Below are 1,804 nucleotides of genomic sequence, written 5' to 3' on the forward strand. Positions count from 1 at the left end.
CACCCACACGGACCAGGTGCGTCCGTTCGCAAAAAGACATAAGCATCTGTGTATCTAAGTTGTAAGATAGGGAGCAGGCCCACCTACCGCATCACGCGATGGGAGCAGCACTGCTGGGAAGGCTTCCGTACCGCTTCTTCGTGTGTGCCCGTCAGAGAATGCATGAGGTGCCCCATGTGCACGACCACGTCCAACTCAGACATTGCCGAGTCATACGCAAGCGCGCTCGAGTCACAGTTCGAGGTCGGTGACCTCGCAGGGGTCGATGATGACAACACCCTTGCCGAGAGTGGTGTGTATGCCACGGCCTGGAACCTCATAGGTGCCATGCGCTCGCTCGTCGAGGCGGCCAACGCGGATGCCGAAGCGATCTGCTCGGCTGCCGCCACCTTCGACTCGTAGGACGAGAGCCAGGCAAGCTCGTACTAGCCAAGCGCACAGTTGGGAATGCAGGGGAGACGCAGATGATCCAGATACGACCGGCAGCCGTACAGAAGCAGATAACCGAAAAGACGAGCAGCATGAAGTCCCTCAGCGAAGAGTGCGAGCGCCTGCAGGAAGCCGCTCGCTCCTTTGCCAAGAACGAATCGCTCCAAGGCGCAGGGTGGGAAGCGGCCAAGGCACGCGTCGGCGCCTACGACAAGCTGTTTTCTGCAATCATCTACGCCTACGGGCTCATCAGCACGGGGGACGACACGGTATTCAACGCGCTCAACTCTCGGTTCGGCAGCCTCGAGGCGGCCAACGAGGAGGAGTGGCTGCAGATGCAGAGAGAGGCCCAGGCGCTCTATGACACCGCAGAGAAGGACTTCAACGACGCATACGACCCAAGTCACACATCCACCGATCAGTCCACCAAGCTCCAGGATGCCAGCGAGCGCATGGGCACAAACCTGGAGAAGCTCGACAAGGCCGGTGCCATGCTCTCGAAGATCTACTCGTACTGCGAGGAGACCAACCACGTCTACGAGGGGGGCGAGCTCTCTGGCTACAGGGACGCCATCGCCCACGGGGTCTCCGCGCTGACGGGAAGCACCTTTGACCCCACCACAAGCTCCTGGCACGACTGGGATGATGGGTGGACGGACGAGCTTAATCATGTCGCCGAGAACACCCAGCCGAGCAAACCCATGAACGCGGACGGCACCGTCAACACCCAAGCGGTAAAGCGCAACATGTGCATCATGCGCTCCTTCCCTGAGGACTCCCAGCGGTACCAGGGCGCAAAGAGGATACTCGAGGATACACTCGAGGAGATCATGGCGATGGATCCGGACGCGCGGAAGGCCGCCCTTGCTGCGCTCGCGCAGTCTGGGCTCGTGACCGGCTCGAGGGACGAGAGCGGCTACCTTACGCCACAGTGCAGCGATGAGCTGGGGGAGATCCTGGATGGTACGGGCGTGAGCTGGGACGTCCTGTTGGCAGCTGCGGGATACGATGAGAACGACGAGGGCAGTGACACGTCCAATGCCTTCACTGCAGCAGGCGCATATGTCGGAGGGGAGCAGGGCGTACTGGAATACCTTGCAGATAAGGCACCTGAGTTCTGCTCAAAGGAGCTTGGGGAGGGATTTAAAAAGGCAGGCTACACGATAGCGGCCGTCTTTGTCGCGGGCGACACTTGTCTCACCATTACAGACGAGTATGGAGATGACTTCTGGCTCGATGAGCGCTCGCGTAGGATAGAGGCCACAACAGAAGGCCTCGAGAGGGTTGGGGTCGATGGGGCGGGGGTCGGTCTTGCAATTGGACTTGGAATTGCTGGAACTTGTCTCGCACCGGGGATAGGAACCCTTATCGGTGC

The 1,804-nt window shown here is 60.1% G+C and carries 2 protein-coding genes; both read left to right on the forward strand.

Translation table 11 applies throughout. The features are described from left to right. The first annotated feature begins 174 nt into the window (after window positions 1-174). Window positions 175-402, forward strand: coding sequence for a hypothetical protein (locus ACO59D_RS13055; protein ID WP_485127351.1), 228 nt, complete (start codon window positions 175-177; stop codon window positions 400-402). Between the two features lie 62 nt (window positions 403-464). Further along, a partial coding sequence (locus ACO59D_RS13060) for a hypothetical protein (RefSeq protein WP_485127352.1) occupies window positions 465-1,804 on the forward strand: 1,340 nt, incomplete at its 3' end.

Source organism: Tractidigestivibacter sp., from assembly GCF_057241865.1.